Here is a 17125-nt window from a genome sequence, read left to right on the forward strand (position 1 = left end):
TGCCCGCATCCGGGAGGCCGAGGAGTACGTCAGGGCGTGTTCAGGTAGGCGAGGACGGCGAGGACGCGGCGGTTGCTGTCGTCGTCATCGGTGATGCCGAGCTTGCCGAACAGGGAAGTGGTGTACTTGCCGATGGCGCTGTCGCTGAGGAACAGCCGCCGGCCGATGGCCTGGTTGGACAACCCCTCCGCCATGAGGGTGAGCACGGAGTGTTCGCGTTCGGTGAGCTTCGCGAGTCGCCGGTTGGAGGTTCCGCTGGACAGCAGTCTGGTGATGACGGCCGGGTCCATGGCGCTCCCGCCCCCGGCGACGCGTTCCAGGGCGTCGATGAACTGATCGGCGTCGAACACGCTCTCCTTGAGGAAGTACCCGATGCCGCCGGCGCCGTCGGCCAGCAGCTCGCGGGCGTACAGCTGCTCGACGTGCTGAGAAAGGATCAGCACCGGTAGCCCGGGCAGCTCGCGACGGGCGGCCAGAGCCGCCTTCAGGCCCTCGTCCGACTGGGTCGGCGGCATGCGGACGTCGACGACGGACACGTCCGGCCGCCACGTCAGCAGCGCGTCGAGCGTCTCGGGCCCGGTGGTCGCCGTCGCCACCACCTGGTGCCCGTACGCCTCGAGGAGGCGGATCATCCCGTCGCGCAGGAGGTAGAGGTCTTCGGCTACGACGATTCGCATGGCACCGCCATTCTCGCGCGGGTGGGGCCGCCCGCCGGACTGGTGATCTCCAAGGTGCCGTCGAAGACGGCGAGGCGGCCGCGTAGCCCGGCAAGCCCGCCGCCGGCTCGTACGGCGACCCCGCCCCGGCCGTCGTCCTCCACATCGACGACGACGCCGGTGCCGTCCCGGGTGATGGTGATCCGCACCAGGGTCGCATGAGCGTGCTTGATCGCGTTGGTCAGCAGTTCGGCGACCCCGAAGTACAGGGCGGACTCGATCGGCGGGTCCAGGCGTAGCCGGACGTGGGCGCTGACGGCCGCTTCGAGCGGGCTGTCCAGGGCCAGAGCGCGCACGGCGTCGACGAGCCCTCGCTCTGTCAGCACCGGCGGGTTGATGCCCTTCACCAGTTCGCGGAGCTCGGTCAGCGACGTGGCGGCGCCTGCCCGCGCGTCCCGGATCAGCGCCGTGGCCTGGTCGGGATCGGTTTTCATCAGCTTCTCCGCGGTCGCCAGTGAGAGCCCGAGCGCGACGAGGCGTGCCTGTGCTTCGTCGTGCAGGTCCCGCTCGATCCGGCGGATCTCGGCTGCCTGCGCGACCGTGATGTCCGCGCGCTGGGCCGTCAGCTCGTCCACCCGATCGGCCAGCGCCATCGCGGGCGAGGGGCGCAGGAAGCGGACGGCCACCGGCTCTGCGGACCGCCAGGCGTAAGGGGCGCCGGCGATCGCCACGACCAGACCGGCCACCCCGATGAGGCGCGTGGAGAGCTCCGGCTGGGAGAACCCGAGGACGGCCGCCGCGATTCCGGCCGGCGGAACGGCCGCGATCAGGCCCGCGGTGATCGGTGCGATCCCCATGAAGCGCAGATCACGCCAGACGGCGGGATCTGTCAACCGGACCCGCATCTTCTGATCCCTGATGGCGTCGCGTCTGGTGCGCTCGTAGCTGAAGCCGTTCCACCAGTACCCGGTGGACATCCGCGTCACCGGCCTGGCCTGCCGGTATCCGCCGGGGATGACGGTGCCCGTCCATTTCGCGACGAGGGAGCGGAACATCCGGCTTACCGGGCGTGAAAGGGCGAGCGTGCCGATGCATGCCCACACGAACGGCGCTATCCACGTCCACGCGCCCGCGCCCCACCAGATCCACAGCGCCACGGCGGCGGCCCACACGCCCGGGCCCAGCATGCTGACCCCGACCACCGCGCACGCCCGTACGAACCCCGAGCAGGCACTCGCCACCCACGACGGCGGCTGTCGCATGATCTTTCCTTTTCACTTCATGACAGGCGGTCGTGGCGCCCGCGGCTCCCGCGATGCGCCGACCTGGCCGGTGCGGCCTGTGTCTCACTGTGCACCGGGCGGAGCCCGGCGTCACCGGATCGGGCTCCGGAGTGGGCCTGGACCCACCGAACCGTGGGTCCAGCCGCATACCGCACGATCCATGCGCTCCCTAGCGTTTTCATCACTCAGACGCACAACAGACGCAGGAGACAAGAAACCATGAGCCACACCATGGCCGAGGCCGCCCACCTCAACCATCCGGACACCCAGCGAGCCTTCGGCAAGGTGAGGACGCTCACCGTGGCCTACGGCGCGATCGGCGCCGCGGTCCTCGTCACGGTCGTCGTCCTCGCGAGCACCGGGCACACGATGACCGGGTTCGTGTGGAGCCGGGCGGCCGGGCTGTTCGCGAGCGCCGCCGTGACCTACTGGATGACCGCCCTCGCCTCAAAGGGAAGACGATGGGCCTATCTCCGCCTGCGGATCATCTCGATCGCCGTGCCGGTCGCGCTCATCGCCATGGACATGATCCCCGGCATCCTCCCGGTGTGGTTCGTCGTTATGCAGGCCGGAGCCGCCCTGGTCATCGCCGCGGCCGCGTTCGTCGTCAACGGATCCCGGCTGCGCGCCGCCTTCCCCGAATCACGCTGACCACGCCCGGCGTCCCGCACGCTCCCGTGCTCGGACGGCGATCCGCCGGGGACGTCACGGCCCTGGGCGCGGAGCACCTCGATCGCCTTGCCGTGGCACCCGGTGGTCCGCGGGGCGGCTTCGCCGGGACGGCGGACGGCCTGGTGAGGGGCTCAGGCGCCGGGGTCGTCCGGGTCCTCGGTGCCGGCGCGGTCGTCGCCGGGGAGGCGGACGTCGTCGACGGTCACGTTGACCTCCACGACGCGCATGCCGAGCATGCGGCTGACCGACCTGGCGACGTTGACCTTGACCTCGGTGGCGACGTCCATGACCACGTGGCCGTACACGATCACGATGGTCACGTCGACCGCGACCTGATGGTCGCGGATCGTGGCCTGGACGCCCTGGGTCGCCCGCTTGGCGCCGAGCCCGATGCGGTCCCTTACGGACTCGAAGGCGCGCTCCAGGTCGCCGCCCAGGTCGGCGACGCCGGGGATCTCCAGCGCGGCCAGCGCGGCGACCTTCTCCACGACCTCGTCGGCGACCTTGATCCGTCCCTTGACGTCGTTGGCGGTGACCGCCCCGGGCTTGGGCGCGCCGGCGGAGGCCGCGAACCCGCCCTGCGCCGGCTCCCCTGACGCCGGGCCCCGCTCCTCCGGGAACGCCGAGCCCTGCGCCGGCTCCCCTGACGCCGGGCCCCGCTCCTCCGGGAACGCCGAGCCCTGAGCCGGCTCCTCCGACGCGGGGCTCGGCTCCGCCGCCGGCGCCCCGGCCGGTTCGTCTGCCGCTTCCCCGGCCCAGCCCTCCACCCGCTCCTCGACCTGGTTTCCGACCCGCTCCTCGACCTGGTCCTCGACGGCGACGGCCTCGCTCATATCAACGCTCCTGGGAAGTTGAGGGCCCGGCAGACCCCGCCCGGGTGCATTCTGCCCGATGATCATATGATTTGCCGGTTATCTGACGTTGTTGGTGCAGGCGTCCGCGGCCGGAGGTGATCCGGGTCCGCCGGTGCGGCCTGGCAAAGGCGAGAGTGAGTAACTGTGGCTGTGACGCGACGGATCGTCCTGCTCGGTGGCGGATTCTCCGATGACCCGGACACCCTGCTCGACGACTTCACTCTCACGATCACGGGCAGGACGCGGCCGAAGGTCTGTTTCGTGCCCACGGCGAGCGGCGACTCGGCCGGCTACATCGAGCGCTTCTACGCCGCGTTCTCCTCCCGGGAGTGCGAACCGGCCCACCTCCCGCTGTTCCGCCGGGAACCTCGCGACCTGCGCGATTTCGTGCTGTCCCAGGACGTCGTGTACGTCGGGGGCGGCAACACCGCCAACCTGCTCGCCGTCTGGCGGCTGCACGGCCTCGACGTGATCTTGCGTGAGGCGTACGAGGCCGGTGTGCTGCTGTGCGGCATCAGCGCCGGCTCGGCCTGCTGGTTCGACGCCTGCGTCACCGACTCCTTCGGGTCCGTCGGCCCGCTCCTCGACGGTGTGGGCCTCCTCCAAGGAAGCCTCTGCCCCCACTACGACGGGGAGGCGGAAAGGCGGCCGGTCTATCTGAGCGCCATACGGGAGGGGACGCTGCCGCCCGGCTGGGCGATCGACGACGGCGCCGCGGCGCACTTCGCTGACGGGGTCGTGACCGAGGTCGTGACGAGACGGCCGGAGGCGACCGTCCACCGGGTCGCTCGTGGTCCCGCCGGTGACGTGGCCGAGACCCCCCTTCCCGCGCGGCTGCTGCCGCCCGCCTCGGCGCGGAGCTGACGGCTGGGAACACCCGCGGATCATGCCGCTCCAGGCCAGCCCACCGGACGCGAGGAGATCCGCGAGACATATGCTGCTGCACAGGCGGCAGGAGCGGTGATCCGCCCAGCGACGGACTGGAGGAGAGCACGACCGTGGACTCAGAGCCGATCGAGCAGTCCGGCGCCGGGATACCCGACAACTTCCAGCGCCTGTGGACCCCGCACCGGATGGCCTACATCAAGGGCGAGAACAAGCCCAGCGGCACGGGGGCCGACGAGGGCTGCCCCTTCTGCGAGATCCCCAAGCTGTCCGACGAGGACGGCCTCATCGTGGCCCGCGGCTCCATGGTCTTCGCCGTGCTCAACCTCTACCCGTACAACTCGGGCCACCTGATGGTCTGCCCCTACCGCCACGTGTCCGACTACGCGGACCTCGACGACGCCGAGACGGCGGAGCTGGCCGAGTTCACCAAGCGGTCCACCCAGGCGCTGCGCAAGGCCAGCGGCGCGCAGGGATTCAACGTCGGCATGAACCTCGGCGGTGTGGCCGGCGCGGGCATCGCCGCCCACCTGCACCAGCACGTGGTGCCCCGATGGGGCGGCGACACCAACTTCATGCCGGTCGTCGGTCACACCAAGGTGCTCCCGCAGCTTCTGCGCGACACCCGTCAGCTGCTCGCCGACGCCTGGCCCGCGACCTCCTGACCAGCTCGGCGATGGCCTGAAGTGCTGCCGCGTCGCCTGAGACGTCAGGTGAAGATCTCGTCGGCGGAGTCCACGACGGCAGCGCGGCGGAGCCAGGTCTTCAGCAGCCCCGGGTCCGCACAGCCGGTGATCCGGTCGCGCGTGTCGGGGGAGATCTCCAGGCCGCGGGCTTCGAGCACGGTCAGGAGGGAAACCGCCTCCCCCTTCGAGAGTCCCTCAGCGAGGCCCTCAGCGAGTCCCTCCTGGCGGCCCTGCTCGACCCAGTGGGACAGGTACTGCCGGGCAGCCTGCTCGTAGTGGTCGCTCGCCGTCGTCACGATCTCCTCCAGGTGCTTGCGCGCCACGCTGGGTAGCGCGTCGAACACGTAGTTCAAATATAGCCTGACCCGGTCCTCGTCCAAGGTGCCCATCGCCGCGATCATGGCCTCCAGTGCCGGTCGGCTCTCGGGCTGCTCGGCGTGCGCCAACGCCGAAAGCACGGCCAGCTCCGGGCAGGCGCGCGCCCGGTCCGGATCGGTGATCAGCGGAATGCGACCGGGGTGCACCGCCAGCGGGGTGATGGTGCCACTTGGACCCAGAACGATGGCCTGCTCGCACCAGCGGGCCACCCCCTGATCCCGGCAGATCACCATCAGGGCGGTCGCGCATTCCAGCTGCGCCCGCAGCGCTAAGGCGTACACCGGCCAGCTGAACCGCTTGCGCGGGTCATGGCGGTTCTGCACCTCTACGATCAGGGCCAACTGGGCTCTGCCTGAGGCGTCGCGGAGCACCACCACGGAGTCGGCGCGGAACTCCACCGGGGCCATCTGTGTGCAGTCCACCGCCTCCACCGTGGCGGTGGCGAAGGGGGGCGGCTGGACTCCGGCGGCGTCCCGCAGCAGCTCCACCGCGGTCATGGGACGGTTGCGGATGAACTCGAGGGGCATCTCATGGTCGATTCCTGGCACGGACCAGAACATTACCGTGCGTGTTCGAGTGACCGCACTCGGTCAATGCTGTGGCTGCGGCGGATTTGACACCCGGTAGAAGTTCTCTCCGCCAGGTGCTGTCCGGGAGCCCGTCAGGGCGACGATCTGGGATCGTCGGGTGGGCGCTCGCGCGTCCACGTGGGCCGCCACCCCTCGCTGGACGGGCGGCGGACGGTCAGTTGCTTATCGCGGGGGCCTGACGCAGGTAGGTCGTGTCGGACACCTGGTCGAGGAGGAAGGCGGCCATGTCGGCGCGGGTGATGGACAGCCCCACGACGCCGTGTCCGTAGGCTCCGACCTTGACATGCCCGGTGGCGGGCCCGTCGTTGAGCTTGGCGACCCGCACCAGCGTCCAGTCCAGGCCGGACGTGCGCACGAGTTCGGCCGCGCGGCGCACCTCCCTGTAGGGGGTGGGCGCCACCGTCTTCACGAAGCGCACCAGGGCCGCGAACTTCGCGTCCGGCAGATCCTCCGGATCGGGAACGCTGCAGGTGGAGACCACCACGAGCCGTCTTCCTCGGACTTCGTCCATGGCCGCGATGATCCTTCGAGTCGCGTCGCTGACGGCTCCCACCCCCTCGATGACCGCCTCCGCGTCACGGACCGCGCCGAGGATCCCGGCGTCGTCGTCGAGATGCCCGGAGATCACGGACAGCGCGGGATGGGTGATCCGCATTTTGCCGGGGTCGCGAGCGTAGGCGGTGATCTCGTGGCCGGCGTCCAGTGCCCGCTGGACCAGCAGATGCCCCATCCGTCCGGTCGCGCCGAAAATCGTGATCTTCACCCGGTTCCCCTGTTCGTCTGGATCGATAACCACTACAGATTCTTTACCGCTAAAAGAACTTTAGCACCGGTAGACTGGTGACCGCCATGGAACAGGTGAGCGATCCCCGGACAGCGCGGTGCATGCAGGTTCTGTCGATCATCGGAGACCTGTGGACGCTGGCGATCCTGATGACGCTTCAGACGTCGGAGATGCGGTTCAACGAGTTGCAGCGGGCGATCCCCCGGGCGAACGCCGTCACCATCACCAACCGTCTGAGGAAGCTCGAGGACGCCGGCATCGTGAGCCGGACCGTCGAATCGAGGAGCAGGCAGTCGACGGTCTACGCCCTCACGGCATTCGGGCGCAAGCTGCTGCCCATCGTCGACGCCGTCCGGACGGTCGCCCAAGATCTCGACCGTTCGGGCGAGGCGCCCCCCTGAGCCTCGCCCTGAACCCCGCCCTGAGCCTCGCCGCGGGTATCGCCGCCGCGGCTCGCAAGGCCTCCGGACAGGAGCCCGGACGGGACGCCGGTCGGGATGCGGGTCAGGACGCGGGTCAGGTGGCGGGGCTGGGCTGCGGGGCGGGCGCCCCCATGGGCACCCCCGGCTCGTCGAGCTGCAGCGCCTGGATGCCCGCGCTGAGGACGAGCGGCACGGCCAGCGCCAGGGCCATCGACAGCACCGCCGCCCCCGAGTCGTTCACCAGCATGCCGACGACCCCGCTGACCAGCGCCCCGAGCAGGCCCGCCTTGAGCATGGGCGCCCGCTCGAACGCCACGGGCAGCACGCCGGCGCTCGCGGCGCCCGGCCGCAGCAGGGCAAAGACGAGGAAGGCGAACGCGGCGATCACCACGGGCATCAGGTTCGGGCTGATCAGCGTGTGCAGCATGGCGCCGAGCTTGCGGGAGATCACGGGGAGGAACGTGCCGTCGAAGACCTGCCCGGCGAACCGGCCGAGATGGGTCTGGCTGGCCGGGGGGCGCAGGTAGTCGAGGTAGGCGATCGCCATGACGGCGACGCCGCCCGCGACGCAGAAGGCGCCGAGCTTGACGATCGACACCCGCCTGCCCGCGACGATGAGCGCGGCCACGGCGATGCCGGGCACGAAGGCGATGACGCCGCCGAAGTCGCTGCCCACCCCGGGCCAGCCGTCCAGCAGCATCGCGAAGCCGCCCAGGGCCGCCACCAGGCCGACCGCCGCCGTCTTGCGGCCCGCCCGCACCAGCCGGTCGGCCACCGCCGTGGTGACGAGCAGCACCGCCGTCGCGAGCAGAGCGAACGGGATGTTGCCGAGCCCGTAGTAGCGGGCGCCGACGACTCCGGTGTATCCCATGACGCTGTTGAGCTGCAGAGGCGTGCCGGTCAGCAGGTCGCCGAGCAGGACCGCCGCCGTCACCCCCGCCACCACCGAGGGCGGCCCCAGCACCGTGCGCCGCCAGGGGCCCGTCAAAGCCACCACGCTCAGCAGCGCGGCCAGGGCGACGATCCCGGCGACGAGCGTCAGCGTCGGCTGTGCCGTACGGGCCCAGGGGGTGAGGTTGACCAGATAGGTCGAGGCGGGGATGGACGCGAGCGCGACAGCGGCGATCCGGACGGTGCGCAACCCCCGGTGGCGGCGCAGCAGCAGGAACGCGACGACGTAGAAGGCGACCTGGAGGGCGGCCAGCGACGTGAAGAACACGCCCGTCATGTCGCGGATGGTCTGGCCCCCCACGTCGGCGGCCCGCAACGTCCCGGCGCGCTCGCCGAGGGTCCCGCCCGCCGGGTGGGTCTCGGCCGGGGCCCCGATGACGGCCGCCGGGGCGGGCACGGCGGCCGCGCCCAGGATCGTCGCGGTGAGGTCGGGAAGGATCACCATGTCGTCGCGGTGGGTGGACCTGCCGCCGAGCGACAGCGCCCGGCCGTCGGTGAGCCCGGGGGAGGAGAGCAGGGCCGCCCTGAGATGCGGGACGGAGCCGTGGTCGGACAGCCCCGCCAGCAGGATGGTCGCGTTCCCCAGGCGGGGGAGGACGGCGCCGAGCTTCCCGTCGGCCGCACGCGCGGCGGCCCGGCGCGCCTCGGGCGCCAGCGCCTCCGGCTGCGTGCTGATCCTGTCGTCCTTGATGTACGGCGTGACGAGGTCGTCGATGTCGACGGCGACGACGTCGCACCGCCCCCAGTCGGCCACCTCGCCGGGAGTGCCGGCGTACACGTCGACCCCGCCACGGCGGTCGGCGAGCGCGAGCGCGGCCCCGGGGCCCACGGCCATGGTGCACCGGCGGGCGTCGTGGAGGGCCTGGCCAAGCGCTCCGGCGTACTGCTGGTCGCGGACCTCCCACAGCCAGGAGAACTCGGGCACGACCGCGCCCTCACCTCGCTTCTCGGGCAGGGGAGGCGCGCCGCAACGAGCTCCGACCGCCGACCTGACCCCGGCCGAGACCGTGAGCCATCCGTCGTACGGGCAGGTGACGTTGCCGACGGTGCGCACGGACAGGGAGCCGAGGGCGCTGCGCCCGGCCAGCCGCCACAGGTTCGGGGTGCCCGCCGGGGTGATGTCGCTCCACATGAGCCCCGGCACCCCGATCAGCGCCACCCGGCCCGCGGGAGCGCCGGTCCGGGCACCGGTCCCGGCGGCGGCTCCAGCCCTCGCGGTCGCGCCGGTCCGGGCTCCAGCCTCCGCGCCGTGCGCCGCGGCGGTGGCCCGGGGGACGGCGTGGGTCGCGGCGGCGGCGCCGCTCATGACGCCGCTCATCACGCCCAGCACCCCGCCCAGCGCCGCGCACAGCACACCGAGCAGGATGGCGACCAGCGCACGCCTCACCGACGACCTCCCGAGCCTTGTGTTGATCTTGCCGAAGTCCGCGTCCACGCTATCGGACCTGGGGGTGATCGCGATGTGCTCGGGGAAACCTGTGGAAAACCGGGAGCCGCCCGGCTCAGGCGACGCGGGTGGCGGCGCTCTCGTTGTCCAGCCGGTCGAGGGCCGTCACGTAGTACGTGCCCCCATCCTGGACGACGTACCTCGTGCCGGCCGACGCGGGCACGACGGCAACCAGGTTGCGCGCGTCGGCCGTCGCGCAGTCGCCGCCCTTGCCGTCCACCCGGTAGATCCCGTACGCGCGGGCGCCGGGCCGGGCCTGCCACTCCAGCGTGCCGCCGGTGACCCGCACCCCCGCCGGGGCCTCGGGCGCCCCGGTGGCGAACCCCTTCAGCAGGGGCAGCAGGGCGGGCCTGGAGTAGTGGTCCTTCACGAGCCGGTCGAGCGTGCCCAGCGGGTTCTTCAGCAGCAGGGCGGCGTTGAAGTATACGTCGCCACTCACCTCGGGATACCTGCGGTTGATCACGAGATGGGCCGGGATCTCGCCCGGCTTCTTCCAGGCGCCCGAGGTGCCGACCTGGTAGAGCGCCTGGCCGATGTAGAGGTCCACACCTGTGCCCTTCACCGCGTCCGCCCACCACGGCACGAGCGCCGAGTAGTCGGCGGCGGCGAACCCGCGGGGCCAGTAGAGCTGCGGGATCAGGTAGTCGACCGACCGGGCCTTGATCCACGCCTTGGCGTCGGCGTAGATGGCGTCGTACCCGGACATGCCCTTGGTGGCCGAGCCCGCCGGGTCCTCGGCCTTGTTCCGCCAGATGCCGAACGGACTGACGCCGAACTTGACGTACGGCTTCGTGCCGTGGACGGCCTTGGAGACCTGGGCGATGAGCGCGTTCACGTTCGCCCGCCGCCAGTCGGCCAGCTTCATGCCCTTGCCGTACTTCTTGAACGCGGCGGAGTCGGCGAATCTCGTGCCCTTCCCCGGATACGGGTAGAAGTAGTCGTCGAAGTGGACGCCGTCCACGTCGTAGCGCTTCACCACGTCCGTCACGACCCGCGTCACCCAGTCGCGCACCTGTGGCAGGCCGGGGTTGTAGTACAGCCCGCCCTCGTGCTTCACGACCCAGTCCGGGTGGACCCGGGCCGGGTGCCCCGCCGGCAGGGCGGCGGAGGCCGACTCCGCGGCCCGGTACGGGTTGAACCAGGCGTGGAACTCCAGGCCGCGCTTGTGCGCCTCGTCCACGAGGAACGGCAGCGGGTCCCAGCCCGGGTCCTTGCCGGCCTTCCCGGTCAGGTACTGCGACCACGGCTCCAGCGGCGACCGGTAGACGGCGTCGGACGCCGGGCGCACCTGGACGAACACCGCGTTCAGCCTGCGCTGGACCGCGCTGTCGAGGATCCGTACGTACTCGGCCTGCTGCCGGGCCGGGCTCAGCCCCGGCCGGGACGGCCAGTCCAGGTTGTGCACGGTCGCGATCCAGACCCCCCGGAGCTGGCGCTTGGGAAACCGCGCGCTGGTGGCGCAGGACGCCGCCGCCGTCAGGCTCTCCCGGGAGGCGCCCCCCGCCGCCGTGCCGGCCGCCGTCATGCCCGCCTCCGCTGTGCCCGGCCTGGTCTTGCGGACCTGCTCGGCGCGGGCGCCCGGCCCGAAGGTGTACGCGGTCACGGCTGCCACCAAGGCGACCAGCACGGTCGCGATCAATGGGCGGCTGACCTGCGCGCGGCCACGCTCCGTCACGTGACGACCCCCCCGATTTGCCAATAAGTCAGGCCATAAGTCTGACATTGACAAACGGTTGCTTCGGCCAGAAAAAAGAAATCGTCTCCTGATGTCAAAGGTGACCCGCGCACCTCATGTGGCTCCCCGGACGGCTGAGGCGCGAAACCCCGGCCGCCCGGCGAACTCCCAGGTCAGGCCGCCGGCTGGTTCATTCGGCGGCGGCCAGCTTGTCGGCGAGATGGGACGGGAGCGGCTCGTACCGGAGGAAACTCCGGGTGAACGTGCCCGTTCCATGTGAAAGCGAGCGGAGGTCGATGGCGTACCGGGTCATCTCCAGCTCCGGAGCCTCGGCCCGCACCAGCGTGCGGCCCGTGCCGACGGGCTCGGTCCCGAGCACCCGGCCGCGGCGCGAGGACAGGTCGGACATCACGGCCCCGACGTAGTCGTCGGAGACGAGCACCGACACCTCGCACACCGGCTCCAGCAGCGACGCGGCCACCTTGGCGGCGGCGTCCTTGAGCGCGAGCTGCCCGGCGATCTGGAACGCCATGTCGGACGAGTCGACCGAGTGCGCCTTGCCGTCGTAGAGCGTCACCCGGATGTCGACGACCGGGTACCCCGCGACGACCCCCCGCTCCATCTGCGCCCGGACGCCCTTCTCGACCGACGGGATGAACTGCCGGGGGACCACGCCTCCCACGATCTTGTCGACGAACTCCAGACCGCTGCCGGACGGCAACGGCTCGACCTCGATGTGGCAGATGGCGTACTGCCCGTGGCCGCCGGTCTGCTTGACGTTGCGGCCGGTGCCCTGGGCCCTGCCGCCGAAGGTCTCCCGCAGCGGGACCCGCAGCTCCGTCTTCTCGACCTCGACGCCGTGCCGCTTGGCCAGCCGGTCCAGCAGGACGTCGGCGTGGGCCTCGCCCATGCACCACAGCACGAGCTGGCGGGTCTCGGCGTTGTTCTCCAGCCGCAGCGTCGGGTCCTCGGCGACCAGGCGTCCCAGGGCCTGGCTGAGCTTGTCCTCGTCGGCCTTGGACTTCGCCGTGATCGCGACCGGCAGCAGCGGCTCCGGCATGGCCCAGGCGGTCATCAGCAGCGGGTCGTCCTTGTCGGACAGGGTGTCCCCGGTCTCGGTGCGCGACAGCTTCGCCACGGCGCAGATGTCGCCCGCCACGCACTTGCCCACCGTCCGCTGGTGCTTGCCGAGCGGAGAGGACAGCGTGCCCACCCGTTCGTCGACGTCGTGGTCCTCATGGCCCCGATCGGCCAGGCCGTGCCCCGAGACGTGGACGGTCATGTCCGGCCGCAGCGTGCCGGAGAAGACCCGGACCAGGCTGATCCGGCCGACGTACGGATCGCTCGTGGTCTTGACGACCTCGGCCACCAGCGGGCCGTCCGGGTCGGCGGAGACCCGCGTGACCGGCTTGCCGTCGATCGTCGTGATCTGCGGCAGCGGGTGCTCCAGCGGCGACGGGAAGCCCTGGGTGACGACCTCCAGGATCTCCAGCATGCCGACCCCGGGCGCCGCCGCCAGCACGGGATAGAAGCTGCCCCGGGCGACGGCCTTCTCCAGGTCGTCGATGAGGACCTTGGCGTCGATCTGCTCCCCGGCGAGGTAACGGTCCATGAGGGACTCGTCCTCGCTCTCCTGGATGATCCCCTCGATGAGGTCGCCGCGGTACTGCTCGATCAGCGCGACCTGGTCGGGATCGGGCTCCCGCTCGGCCCGCGAGCCGCTCCCGTAGTCGAAGAACCGCTGGGACAGCAGGCCGAGCAGGCCCGTGCCGCCCGCGGGAAGATAGAGGGGCGCGACGCCTTCGCCGAACGCGTCCTGACAGGTGGCGAGGACCTCGTCGAAGTTCGCCCGCTGGTGGTCGATCTTCGTGATGACCACGGCGCGCGGCATGCCGACGACGGAGCACTCGTCCCACAGCATCCGCGTCAGGCCGTCGACGCCCTCGGCGGCCGAGACGACGAACAGCGCCGCGTCGGCCGCGCGCAGCCCGGCGCGCAGGTCGCCGACGAAGTCCGCGTACCCCGGGGTGTCCAGGAGGTTGATCTTGATCCCGTTGTGCAGGACGGGGGCGACCGACAGGTTCACGGAGCGCTGCTGGCGCACCTCGACCTCGTCGAAGTCGCTGACGGTGGTGCCGTCCTCGACGCGGCCCGCCCGCTGGACGGTGCCCGTCTCGGTGAGCAGTGCCTCCACCAGTGTTGTCTTGCCGGCACCGGAATGGCCGACCAGCACGACATTGCGCACCATGTCCGGCCGATCGGCCAAGGGTGCCCTGCCCGCGGCCCCTGTTGTCGCGCCGGTTGATCTCTCGGCCACATCGCCTCCCGAATCTCTGAGCGGTCGGGATGGGCGCGTGGCACGCGCCCCGCGCCGGCCGCTGCCGCCGTCGCTGCCCGCGCCCGTGGGCCCGCCGTCGCGGACTCCGCGGGGTGGGCCGGCGTGGTGTTCACCTCCACGCCGTCTCCTCGCGGCCGTACAGGCGCGTGTTCTTCACCCTTTACCCATGTGGCGCATATCACAAGACTTTTCGGCGGAATGTGCTTGCGGGCTGCGGCGGCTGTTCATGGCCTACGATCGGACGGCGATGCTGAACGTCCTGCGCCCCGCCGTCACCAGAGTCATGACCCCCCTCAGCCGGGCCCTCGCCCGCCTTGGGGTCTCCCCTGATGTGATCACCATGATCGGCACCCTGGGGGTGGCGGTCTCGGCGCTCGCCTTCTATCCCACGGGCCGTCTCACCCTCGGAAGCCTGGTCATCACCGTCTTCGTCCTCGCCGACCTCCTGGACGGCGTGCTCGCCCGCATGACGGGCAAGGGGAGCACGTGGGGGGCGTTCCTGGACTCGACGCTCGACCGGCTCAGCGACGCCGCGATCTTCTCCGGGCTGATCGGCTACTTCGTCCTCAAGGACGAGCCGGAGATCCTTCTCGCGGGCGTCGCGCTGTTCTGCCTCGTCGCGGGAGCATTGGTCTCCTACGCCAAGGCGCGCGCGGAGGGTCTGGGCATGACCGCGAACGTCGGCATCGCCGAGCGGGGGGAGCGGATCGCGGTGGTGCTCGTCGTGGCCTTCCTGTCCGGGCTCGGCGTGCCGTACGTCCTCCCGGCCGGGCTGTGGCTGCTGGCGGCCGCCAGCGCCGTCACGGTCGTCCAAAGGATGGTTCACGTCTACCGACAGGCGGTGGTCAGATGACTCGCCAGGCCGGCCCCCCGGGGCGGCGGCCGCACCCCCGCGTGCCCCTCGCCGACCGTCTCGTGGCGGCCACGTTCTTGCTGGGCTGGACGATCGTCCGCTACATGCCGGAGCGGGCCGCGGCCTGGTCCTTCCGCGTGCTCGCCGACGTCCTGTGGCGCAGGCGCGGCAAGCGGGTGCTGCGGCTGGAGTCCAACCTCGCCCGGGTGGTGGGCAAGGACCCGGGAGGCCCGGCCGTGCGCGAGCTCAGCCGCGCCGGGATGCGCTCCTACTTCCGCTACTGGATGGAGTGGTTCCGCCTGCCGGGGATGAGCCGGGAGCGCATCCTCGCGGGCACCCGCATGACCGGCGGCGAGAACATCTTCGACAACGTCGACCGGGGCAGGGGAGCGGTGATCGCGCTGCCCCACATGGGCAACTGGGACCTGGCCGGCGCCTGGCTGGTGCACATGGGCTACCCCTTCACCACCGTGGCCGAGCGGCTGCGGCCCGAGTCGCTGTACGAGCGGTTCGCCGCCTACCGCGAGGGGCTCGGCATGGAGGTCCTGCCGCTCACGGCCAAGGGCGGCGGCAGCGCGATGGCGTTCGGCACGCTCGCCAAGCGGCTGCGGGAGGGCCGCCCGGTCTGCCTGCCCGCCGAGCGTGACCTGACCTCCACCGGCATCGAGGTCGACTTCTTCGGCGCCAGGACCCGCATGGCCGCCGGGCCCGCGCTGCTGGCCATCAGGACCGGCGCGCCCCTGCTCGCCGCCGTCCTGTGGTTCGAGGGCGACGGCTGGGCGATCCGCGTGTACGACGAGATCCCGGTGCCGGCCGAGGGGACCAGGCAGGAGAAGGCCGCCGCGATGACCCAGAGCGTGGCGGCCGTCTTCGAGAAGGGCATCGCCGAGCACCCGGAGGACTGGCACATGCTCCAGCGCCTCTGGCTCGACGACCTGGAGCCCCGCCCGGGAGGGGCGGCGGCGTGAAGATCGGCATCGTCTGCCCCTACACCTGGGAGGTGCCGGGGGGCGTCCAGGCCCACATCCGCGACCTCGCCGAGGCGCTCATCGCCGACGGGCACACGGTCTCCGTGATCACCCCCGCCTCGGACGACGCCCGGCTCCCGCCGTACGTGACCTCGGCGGGCCGGGCGGTGCCGGTGCCGTACAACGGGTCGGTGGCCCGGCTGGCGTTCGGCTTCCTGTCCGCCAACCGGGTGCGCAAGTGGATCAGGGAGGGCGCCTTCGACGTGCTGCACGTGCACGAGCCTGGCGTGCCGTCCCTCGGCGTGCTGGCCTGCTGGGTCGCCCGCGGGCCCATCGTGGCGACCTTCCACGCCTCCTACGAGCGCTCGCGCGCGATGTCGGTGGCGGCGCCGATGCTGCAGAGCGCCCTGGAGAAGATCACCGGCAGGATCGCGGTCTCCGACGCCGCCCGCAAGACGCTGGTCGAGCACCTCGGCGGCGACGCCGTGCTGATCCCGAACGGCGTGACCGTCAGCAGGTACGCCGAGGCGGAGCCGCTCCCCGGGTGGGGGCCCGACGGCGGCGTCATCGGCTTCCTGGGCCGGATGGACGAGCCGCGCAAGGGGCTGCCGGTGCTGCTGGACGCCTTCGCGGCGCTCGCGCCCGAGCGGCCCGGCCTCCGGCTGCTCGTGGCGGGCCCCGGCGACCCCGACGACGTGCTGGAACGGGTGCCCGCGGCGTACCGGGACCGGGTGGGGCTGCTCGGCCTGGTGAGCGAGGCCGACAAGGTCCGCGCCTACCACTCGGTCGACGTCTTCTGCGCGCCCAACCTGGGCGGGGAGAGCTTCGGCATCGTGCTGACCGAGGCCATGTCGGCGGGGGCGCCGATCCTCGCCAGCGACATCCCCGCGTTCCGCCGGGTGCTCGGCGACGGGCAGGCGGGCGCGCTGTTCGCGACCGGCGACCCGGCGGCACTGGCCAGGGAGGTCGCCCGGCTGCTCGACGACCCCGGGCGCCGCGCCAAGCTCTCGGACGAGGCGCGCCAGGCGGTGCGCAGGTACGACTGGTCGACCGTCGCCCGCGAGGTGCTGCGCGTCTACGAGACCGTCACCCATGCCACCGCCGGAGTCGTGGAGGACGTCTCGTGACCACCCTGATCCTCGTGGCGGGCGTGCTCATCGTGCTCGCCGCCGTCTACGTCTCCTGGCGGGCCGGGCGACTCGACCGCCTGCACATCCGCCTGGAGACCGCCCAGGCCGCGCTGGACGCCGCGCTGCTGCGCCGCGCCGCCGTCTGCCTGGAGCTCGCCGGGTCGCGGATCCTCGACCCGGCCACCTCGCTGGTGCTCGCCGCGGCGGCCCACGAGGCCCGTACGGCCGGGCCGGACGAGCGTGAGCACGCGGAAAGCGACCTGTCCAAGGCGCTGCGCGTGGTGGTGGACCAGGAGCGGTTCCCCGAGAAGCTCACCGAGCACCCCGCGGGCAGCGCGCTGCTGCTTGAGCTGGACACGGCCGTCGCCAAGGTCGTCTACTCCCGCCGCTTCTTCAACAACTGCGTCGCGGTCACCCGCAGGGCGCAGCGCCGCTGGCTGGCGCGCACGCTGCGGCTGGCCGGGCACACCGACTTCCCCCAGTTCTTCGAGATCGACGACGCCCCGCCGGAGTCGATGGCCGCCGGTTAGTCCCTTCTGCCCTGTTCGTGCGG

General features: G+C 71.6%; 16 protein-coding genes. 8 read left to right on the forward strand and 8 right to left on the reverse strand.

All coding sequences use genetic code 11. The features are described 5' to 3' along the window. Positions 1 to 29: 29 nt before the first annotated feature. Both AB0B72_RS22285 and AB0B72_RS22290 read right to left on the reverse strand, forming a co-directional pair. Positions 30 to 677, reverse strand: coding sequence for a response regulator (locus AB0B72_RS22285; protein WP_367740800.1), 648 nt, complete (start codon positions 675 to 677; stop codon positions 30 to 32). Further along, complete coding sequence (locus AB0B72_RS22290; protein WP_367740801.1) at positions 662 to 1918, reverse strand: sensor histidine kinase; 1257 nt, start codon at positions 1916 to 1918, stop codon at positions 662 to 664. Before AB0B72_RS22290 ends, AB0B72_RS22285 begins: the two co-directional genes overlap by 16 nt. A 240-nt stretch (positions 1919 to 2158) precedes the next feature. On the opposite strand from AB0B72_RS22290, the gene AB0B72_RS22295 reads away from it, so the two are divergent. Continuing rightward, the gene (locus AB0B72_RS22295) at positions 2159 to 2590 is read left to right on the forward strand and encodes a hypothetical protein (RefSeq protein ID WP_367740802.1); all 432 of its coding nucleotides are present in this window, start codon (positions 2159 to 2161) and stop codon (positions 2588 to 2590) included. Between the two features lie 152 nt (positions 2591 to 2742). On the opposite strand, the gene AB0B72_RS22300 is transcribed toward AB0B72_RS22295, so the two are convergent. Continuing rightward, entirely contained in the window at positions 2743 to 3444 is a 702-nt protein-coding gene (locus AB0B72_RS22300; protein WP_367740803.1) for an Asp23/Gls24 family envelope stress response protein, read from the reverse strand. Between the two features lie 165 nt (positions 3445 to 3609). On the opposite strand from AB0B72_RS22300, the gene AB0B72_RS22305 reads away from it, so the two are divergent. Both AB0B72_RS22305 and AB0B72_RS22310 read left to right on the forward strand, forming a co-directional pair. Further along, positions 3610 to 4329, forward strand: a complete 720-nt coding sequence (locus AB0B72_RS22305) for a Type 1 glutamine amidotransferase-like domain-containing protein (protein WP_367740804.1) — start codon at positions 3610 to 3612, stop codon at positions 4327 to 4329. Positions 4330 to 4463: 134 nt separating this feature from the next. Next, entirely contained in the window at positions 4464 to 5015 is a 552-nt protein-coding gene (locus AB0B72_RS22310) for an HIT domain-containing protein (protein ID WP_367740805.1), read from the forward strand. Positions 5016 to 5059: 44 nt separating this feature from the next. Here the strand turns inward: AB0B72_RS22310 and AB0B72_RS22315 are convergent, their stop codons facing one another. Together AB0B72_RS22315 and AB0B72_RS22320 are read right to left on the reverse strand one after the other, a co-directional pair. Next, positions 5060 to 5941 (reverse strand): hypothetical protein, encoded by an 882-nt coding sequence (locus AB0B72_RS22315; protein WP_367740806.1) that lies wholly within the window; start codon positions 5939 to 5941, stop codon positions 5060 to 5062. A gap of 217 nt (positions 5942 to 6158) precedes the next feature. Continuing rightward, positions 6159 to 6767, reverse strand: a complete 609-nt coding sequence (locus tag AB0B72_RS22320; RefSeq protein WP_367740807.1) for an NAD(P)-dependent oxidoreductase — start codon at positions 6765 to 6767, stop codon at positions 6159 to 6161. A gap of 122 nt (positions 6768 to 6889) precedes the next feature. On the opposite strand from AB0B72_RS22320, the gene AB0B72_RS22325 reads away from it, so the two are divergent. Then, positions 6890 to 7189 carry a winged helix-turn-helix transcriptional regulator gene (locus AB0B72_RS22325; protein WP_367740808.1) on the forward strand — a complete coding sequence of 100 codons (300 nt, stop codon included), beginning with the start codon at positions 6890 to 6892 and terminating at the stop codon, positions 7187 to 7189. A gap of 115 nt (positions 7190 to 7304) precedes the next feature. Here the strand turns inward: AB0B72_RS22325 and AB0B72_RS22330 are convergent, their stop codons facing one another. From AB0B72_RS22330 to AB0B72_RS22340, 3 genes are all read right to left on the reverse strand, one after another. Then, positions 7305 to 9596 carry a hypothetical protein gene (locus AB0B72_RS22330; protein WP_367740809.1) on the reverse strand — a complete coding sequence of 764 codons (2292 nt, stop codon included), beginning with the start codon at positions 9594 to 9596 and terminating at the stop codon, positions 7305 to 7307. Between the two features lie 67 nt (positions 9597 to 9663). Continuing rightward, positions 9664 to 11283, reverse strand: coding sequence for a glycoside hydrolase family 10 protein (locus tag AB0B72_RS22335; RefSeq protein WP_367740810.1), 1620 nt, complete (start codon positions 11281 to 11283; stop codon positions 9664 to 9666). 190 nt (positions 11284 to 11473) lie between these two features. Next, entirely contained in the window at positions 11474 to 13600 is a 2127-nt protein-coding gene (locus AB0B72_RS22340; RefSeq protein ID WP_367740811.1) for an elongation factor G-like protein EF-G2, read from the reverse strand. 268 nt (positions 13601 to 13868) lie between these two features. On the opposite strand from AB0B72_RS22340, the gene pgsA reads away from it, so the two are divergent. Genes pgsA through AB0B72_RS22360 form a run of 4 tightly spaced genes read left to right on the forward strand, consistent with a single transcriptional unit; the run spans position 13869 to position 17102 of the window. After that, the gene (gene pgsA / locus AB0B72_RS22345) at positions 13869 to 14474 is read left to right on the forward strand and encodes a phosphatidylinositol phosphate synthase (RefSeq protein ID WP_367740880.1); all 606 of its coding nucleotides are present in this window, start codon (positions 13869 to 13871) and stop codon (positions 14472 to 14474) included. Further along, the gene (locus tag AB0B72_RS22350; protein ID WP_367740812.1) at positions 14471 to 15442 is read left to right on the forward strand and encodes a phosphatidylinositol mannoside acyltransferase; all 972 of its coding nucleotides are present in this window, start codon (positions 14471 to 14473) and stop codon (positions 15440 to 15442) included. Before pgsA ends, AB0B72_RS22350 begins: the two co-directional genes overlap by 4 nt. Further along, positions 15439 to 16569, forward strand: coding sequence for a glycosyltransferase family 4 protein (locus AB0B72_RS22355; RefSeq protein WP_367740813.1), 1131 nt, complete (start codon positions 15439 to 15441; stop codon positions 16567 to 16569). The genes AB0B72_RS22350 and AB0B72_RS22355 overlap by 4 nt, the downstream gene beginning before the upstream one ends. Beyond that, positions 16566 to 17102: a hypothetical protein gene (locus AB0B72_RS22360; protein ID WP_367740814.1), complete on the forward strand. Its 537-nt coding sequence runs from the start codon at positions 16566 to 16568 to the stop codon at positions 17100 to 17102. Before AB0B72_RS22355 ends, AB0B72_RS22360 begins: the two co-directional genes overlap by 4 nt. Positions 17103 to 17125 lie beyond the last annotated feature (23 nt).

The organism is Microbispora sp. NPDC049125, assembly GCF_040802045.1.
Taxonomy (GTDB): Bacteria; Actinomycetota; Actinomycetes; order Streptosporangiales; family Streptosporangiaceae; genus Microbispora.